General features: G+C 37.5%; 4 protein-coding genes and 1 tRNA gene. 3 read left to right on the top strand and 2 right to left on the bottom strand.

Annotated elements, in window-relative coordinates; all coding sequences use genetic code 11:
• Positions 1-192 precede the first annotated feature (192 nt).
• Both gldJ and G466_RS0102990 read left to right on the top strand, forming a co-directional pair.
• Positions 193-1,854, top strand: a complete 1,662-nt coding sequence (gene gldJ, locus G466_RS0102985) for a gliding motility lipoprotein GldJ (RefSeq protein WP_026812318.1) — start codon at positions 193-195, stop codon at positions 1,852-1,854.
• A gap of 67 nt (positions 1,855-1,921) precedes the next feature.
• Entirely contained in the window at positions 1,922-3,196 is a 1,275-nt protein-coding gene (locus tag G466_RS0102990; RefSeq protein ID WP_026812319.1) for a UDP-N-acetylmuramoyl-tripeptide--D-alanyl-D-alanine ligase, read from the top strand.
• 20 nt (positions 3,197-3,216) lie between these two features.
• Here the strand turns inward: G466_RS0102990 and G466_RS0102995 are convergent.
• A tRNA-Val gene (locus tag G466_RS0102995) sits at positions 3,217-3,291 on the bottom strand.
• Between the two features lie 137 nt (positions 3,292-3,428).
• Positions 3,429-4,907, bottom strand: a complete 1,479-nt coding sequence (locus tag G466_RS21330) for an arylsulfatase (RefSeq protein WP_034234463.1) — start codon at positions 4,905-4,907, stop codon at positions 3,429-3,431.
• Between the two features lie 941 nt (positions 4,908-5,848).
• Between G466_RS21330 and G466_RS0103005 the strand changes: the two genes are divergently transcribed.
• Complete coding sequence (locus tag G466_RS0103005) at positions 5,849-6,190, top strand: ISAon1 family transposase N-terminal region protein (RefSeq protein ID WP_026812320.1); 342 nt, start codon at positions 5,849-5,851, stop codon at positions 6,188-6,190.
• The last annotated feature ends 68 nt before the right edge of the window (positions 6,191-6,258 follow it).

A 6,258-nucleotide genomic window follows, 5' to 3' on the forward strand; every position in this document is an offset into this window, starting at 1 on the left:
GATTATAAGCCGTTATTTATATGGAACAATGATTGATCGCATAAGCTGCATTAGGAAGAAAATATTTTCGACCCAGCAAAATATTATACCTCAATCGTCGTTTTATATGCCAAAAGCTACATAAATTTTATAATAATATTAAGAATTTCAAACTTCTACTTTGGAGGTTTAATTTGAACTCAAGTCCTAATTATGAAAAAAGAATTCATCAAAGTTGTACTCTCTTGTGCTATTGTAGCGGGAGGTTTTACAAGTTGTAAAAACTCATCGTCTAAAAATGTCTCAAGGGCCACAGGCTGGAAAATAAACGCCAAGGAGGGGGGATTTCAGTATAATTCAGACTTTAAGGAACAAGAAACTGCCCCAGGCCTAGTATTTATAGAAGGAGGAACCTTTACGAAAGGTCAGGTTCAAGACGACGTAATGAAGGATTGGAACAACACTCCTACCCAACAGCACGTTCAATCATTTTATATGGACGAGACTGAGGTGACCAATGTAATGTATCTAGAATATCTAGATTACCTTAAAAGTGTATACCCTCCAGAAGATCCTAGGTACGTTCATATATATGCTGGAGCATTACCAGACACCTTAGTCTGGCGAAATAGATTGGGCTTTAATGAGACCATGACCAACAATTACCTAAGGCACCCGGCGTACGCAGAATATCCGGTTGTTGGAGTAAACTGGATTCAAGCTACACAATTTGCTGCTTGGAGAACCGACCGTGTAAATGAGGTAATGTTAGAAAGGGAAGGCTATCTTTCTAAGGATGCAAAATATAAGGTGGTTTCTGGAGAAATCGAAGGCGGTTTTAGCACTGAAGCCTATCTTAACAGACCAGAATCTGTTTACAACGGACAAATTGACTCCCTACAAGGAAAGAGAAAAAAAGATTCTATTCCCGTATACGCCAAACGTAGCAGCGGCGTAATATTACCAGAATACAGATTGCCTACCGAAACCGAGTGGGAATATGCGGCACAGGCGCAAATAGGCAGTAGGGAATACAACAATTACAGGGGGCGAAAGAAATACCCTTGGGATGGTAATTACACAAGAAATGGACAGCGTGTTGGACGAGGCGACCAGCTAGCAAACTTTAAACAAGGAAAAGGAGACTATGGCGGAATTGCAGGATGGTCAGACGACGGTGCAGACATTACTGCCGAGGTAAAATCCTATAAACCAAATGATTTTGGCCTTTATGATATGGCTGGAAACGTAGCCGAATGGGTTGCTGACGTATACCGACCAATTGTAGATGACGAAGTAAGTGACTTTAACTACTATAGAGGAAATGTTTATATGAAAACTGCCATCGGAAAGGATGGAAAAGTTACCGTTATTAGAGATTCTATAGTATACGACACGCTACCGAACGGAAAAATCATGGCGATAAACCTACCAGGAGAAATTAAAATGGTACCCGTTGGACCAGAGGAGACCTTTTTAAGAACCAACTTCTCATCTAGTGACAACCGTAGTTATAGGGACGGAGAACCGGGTTCTTCCCGATTTTACGACAGATTTAACGCTGGAGACGAAGAAAGCTCCGATGCGAAAAAAATGTATAACGCCCCTGTTAATAAAGTAAAAGTTGATGACGAAGGAGAACTAGTAAGGGCTTATGACACTTCTAACAATAGAACTACTTTGATTAACGACGAAGTTAGGGTTTATAAAGGAGGATCTTGGAGAGATAGGGCTTACTGGCTAGACCCTGCCCAAAGAAGGTACATGCCCCAATATATGGCAACTGATTACATTGGTTTTAGATGCGCAATGTCTAGGGTGGGATCTAAATCCAAAACAAAGAACAAAACACCAAGAGGAAAGAGATCTAGATAATTTTCACTCTTAAAATTAATTATTAAAAAGCCCTTTTCTTAAAAGGGCTTTTTTTTATCTTCGATTCATGAAAATTGAACAACTACACACTCTTTTTTTAAGATTCCCCGTTATTTGCACGGACACAAGAACAATAACGGAAAACTGCCTATTTTTCGCTCTGAAGGGAGATAATTTTGATGGAAACAGTTATGCATACGAAGCCTTAGAAAAAGGAGCTTCACATGCTATTGTGGATGATAAGAATTTAGAAAACACGGAAACCGTCATCTTGGTGGATAATGTACTGGAAACCCTACAACAACTAGCAAAATACCACAGACAGCACTGTAACGCAAAAATTATTGGACTAACTGGCAGCAACGGCAAGACAACCACAAAAGAGCTTATCACTGAAGTTCTATCGCAGAAATACAATACCATTGCTACAAAAGGCAATTTTAACAACCATATTGGAGTGCCCTTAACGCTTCTCTCCATAAAACCAGACACGGAAGTTGCCATAGTAGAAATGGGAGCCAACCACCTTAGGGAAATCGACTTTTTATGCCAAATGGCAATGCCAGATTATGGCTATATCACTAATTTCGGAAAGGCACATTTAGAAGGGTTTGGAAGCGAGGAAGGAGTCATTAAAGCCAAAACTGAACTTTATGATTATCTTTTAGCGAACAAGAAGTTTGTCTTTTTTAATGCCGATGACCCAATACAAGTAAGTAAACTCACTACAACAACAAACAAATTAGGATTTAGCAACCAACATCACAACTATTTATTCATAAAGTTCTTGGGAGCAGACCCCTATGTTTCACTAAAGTTTAAAGAGGTTCAAATAAAAAGTCAGTTGGTTGGTAGCTATAATTTCACCAATTGCAGTGCAGCGGTATTAATGGGAGATTATTTTAATGTACCAATAACAGCCATTAAAAGTGCTCTGGAAAATTACACCCCAAGAAATAACCGTTCACAGATCTTAGAAAAAAATAATTTCAAGATTATCCTGGATGCATATAATGCAAACCCCTCTAGCATGAAGGCAGCATTAGAGAACTTCCATGAACTAAAAGCGGACCGGAAAATAGCCATCTTGGGAGATATGTTCGAGTTAGGAACCTCAGCGGAAAAAGAACATCAAGAGATTGCAGATCTAGCTAGAAAAATGAATTTCGAGGAGGTAATATTAATAGGAGAAAACTTCTATAAAACAAAAACCGAATTTCCCAAATATGCTTCTTTTAATGCGTTAGCAAAGAAAGCGGAAAAAATCGCTACAGCGGAAGCTACTATACTAATAAAGGGATCTAGGGGAATGGCCTTGGAGAGACTGGTAGACCTATTCTAAACGCAATTTTATTTTTTTTGTGGGACATACTGGATTCGAACCAGTGACCTCTGCCCTGTCAAGGCAGCGCTCTAAACCAACTGAGCTAATACCCCATTTTTCACCACATATGAAGTGAATAACTAGTAGGACAAACTTACATCAATTTAAAATAAGAGTGCAAAAAATTAATAAAGAAATTTAATTTTTGGCATGTATTTAAAGCAATCTAAAAATACATGCCAATCTCTTCCTAAGACTTCCCAAAAGTAAACACCTCCGATGGCGTTCTAGCCTCTTCAAGTATTTTCTCCAACTCCGCAACAATTTCGGGATAATCTTCCGCAACATTATGCAATTCCCCAATATCTTTAGACAAATCGTATAATTCTATTCTTGCATCTGGGTTCCTAAACACATTATATTTAACTCCTTTCCAATCTCCCATTCTAACTGCTTGTCTACCTCCTAGCTCATGAAATTCCCAATACAAATATTTATGCTCTTCCTGTTTTTCTTGTTCCCCTAAAAGAGTAGGCAAAAAGGAAACTCCGTCTACATCATCAATTTTTTCTCCACCTAAAAGATCTATTACTGTGGGAAAAACATCCCAGAATGCAGAGATATGAGCTGTTTTAGACCCCGCTTTAATAACATTAGGCCATTTTATTGCCATGGGCACACGAATACCGCCTTCATATAGATCTCGCTTATAGCCTTTAAAAGGACCATTACTATTAAAATAGTCAGGATCTGCACCACCTTCCTTATGCGGACCATTATCCGATGTAAAGATAATTATGGTGTTATCGGCGATCCCGAGCTCCTCTACCTTTTTAACAATATCACCAACGTGCTGATCCAATAGTCGCACCATGCCAACAAATGCAGCATGTGGTTCTGCTTGTGAGCCATAACCCCCAACTTTATAGTTAGGCCCACTATCTACCCCTATATAGGGCGTTTCAGGTTCAAATTTTCCACTGTATTGCTTATGAATCTCTTCAGGAACAACCAATTCGGCATGTGGAATAATTGTAGGGACATAAGCAAAGAAAGGCCTATCCTTATTATCTTCTATAAACTGTAACGTTTTATCATGTATAAGACTAGGAGCATAATCACCTCTGTTCTGTCCCGAATTACCAGGCAATACAATAGAATCTTGATTAGACCAAAGATGGTAAGGATAATAATTATGTCCTATCCTTTGACAGTTAAACCCATAAAAGGTATCGAACCCTTGAAAATTAGGATCTCCTTCAGATCCTGGGTACCCAAGCCCCCATTTTCCAAATGCTCCTGTAGCATAACCTGCTTTCTTAAGAAATTCGGCAATGGTATATGTTTCCTCAGGAATAGGATATTGACCCTCGGGTTGAACTTCATAATTTCCTCTCACCACAGTATGCCCAGTATGCATCCCAGTCATCAATGCAGAACGGGAAGGTGCACAAACTGTACTGCCAGAATAATGCTGTGTAAACAACATTCCTTCAGCTGCCAATTTATCTATATTGGGGGTAGTAAATTTCTTCTGCCCTGTAACACTAAGGTCCCCATACCCCAAATCATCTGCGAGGATATAAATAATATTAGGTTCCCCTTTGGATGCTAGCAATTCTTTACTGGTAGCTTCCACATTAGAGGAAGACGATTTTCCATCAGACTTACAAGAAGCAATACTGAAACAACTGAGCATTAAAATTCCTAAACGATAAATTACATGCATAATACAAACAAGTTTAAATAGATAAGGCTATTACAAATAACCCAAAAAAGGTTAATTTTCAAAAATATACAATCTTTAATATTATAGCTGTTTTACGGCGAAAATATCTACTGATTTTAATGTTATTCATCAAATCACTCCCTATAGAATAGATAGGACCATTAACCCTGTCCCAAAAAAACCAATCATAAATAAAAGCCTACCACCTATACATTATAATCTCTAATAATGGCATCTCCTTATTACCTTTATACTTGACACTAAAAGAGGTATAATTAACTCTTTTTAAATAGGAATGATTTTTTAGTTTCCTATAATTATATAACAAAACACAGTAATGGTATAACATTTGAGATTACCTTATTGTAGAAATTTGTTCACTCACTGAAAACAATAAACCATGTCCCAGATTACACATTTTATTTTGGTATTGAATCTTATTTTTGCTGGTGGAATTATATTATTTATTCTTCACGGAATGTTTTTCTCAAAAAGAAATCATTAATAACAGTAAGCCTTAACACTATCCTTTGGTTTTATAAAAACGATAATTCGTTCCATCTTGGATGTATTTTCTGTGAAGATCTTTTTTTTTATTTTGAGTACTATAAGCAGAATTTTTGCTAGTATGTAGGCTGCCAACCTCTATCTATTTTCTTCTATTCAGAAAAAATTGACCAAAATTTTACTTATAAAGTTGATTTTTAAAAAAAACCCTCTTAACTTGGATTAGCGTATAAAACTATCTAAAGATAGTACCATTACTGTTCTTAAGGAATGTACTGCCAAATAACTTTTTGGACACTTAAACGAAGCCGATCTCTTTGTATAGAAGGACAATATTTACGAAAGCGATTTTTTTTATAAGTGTACCTAACATGATCGCGTCAAGTGTAAAACTTGGGGAGAATCTTTATCTTTGACAACAAAGAGATTAGATCTTGGATATAGAATTAGTGCGGTATTTATTGCCAGAAGGCGTTTTGGATTACTTTGAAATTGTAGGCCATAAATCATCAGAAGGTAAGATTCATTTTTACTTAGAAGAAAAGAACGTGCTCCCCAAAGAGCACCAATCAGAAATAGCCCAGTCCAAAGGCTTCCTGCCAGAGATAACAGTTGAGGACTTCCCCTTAAGAGGTAAATCGGTACTGCTCCATATAAAGCGTAGGCGCTGGACTCTTATGGATACGGGAAAGATCATAAAAAGAGATTGGAATTTAATAGCTAAAGGCACTCGGATAACCAGCGAGTTTGCCTCTTTTTTAAAAGGTATCGCTTGACACCCATGCCGTAAGCGCTAAACGGTTTGGCGACTATTATAAAATTAATGGCAAAACCCTACAGTATC

Origin of the sequence: Arenibacter certesii DSM 19833 (assembly GCF_000429545.1) — a bacterium.
Classification (GTDB): Bacteria; Bacteroidota; Bacteroidia; order Flavobacteriales; family Flavobacteriaceae; genus Arenibacter; species Arenibacter certesii.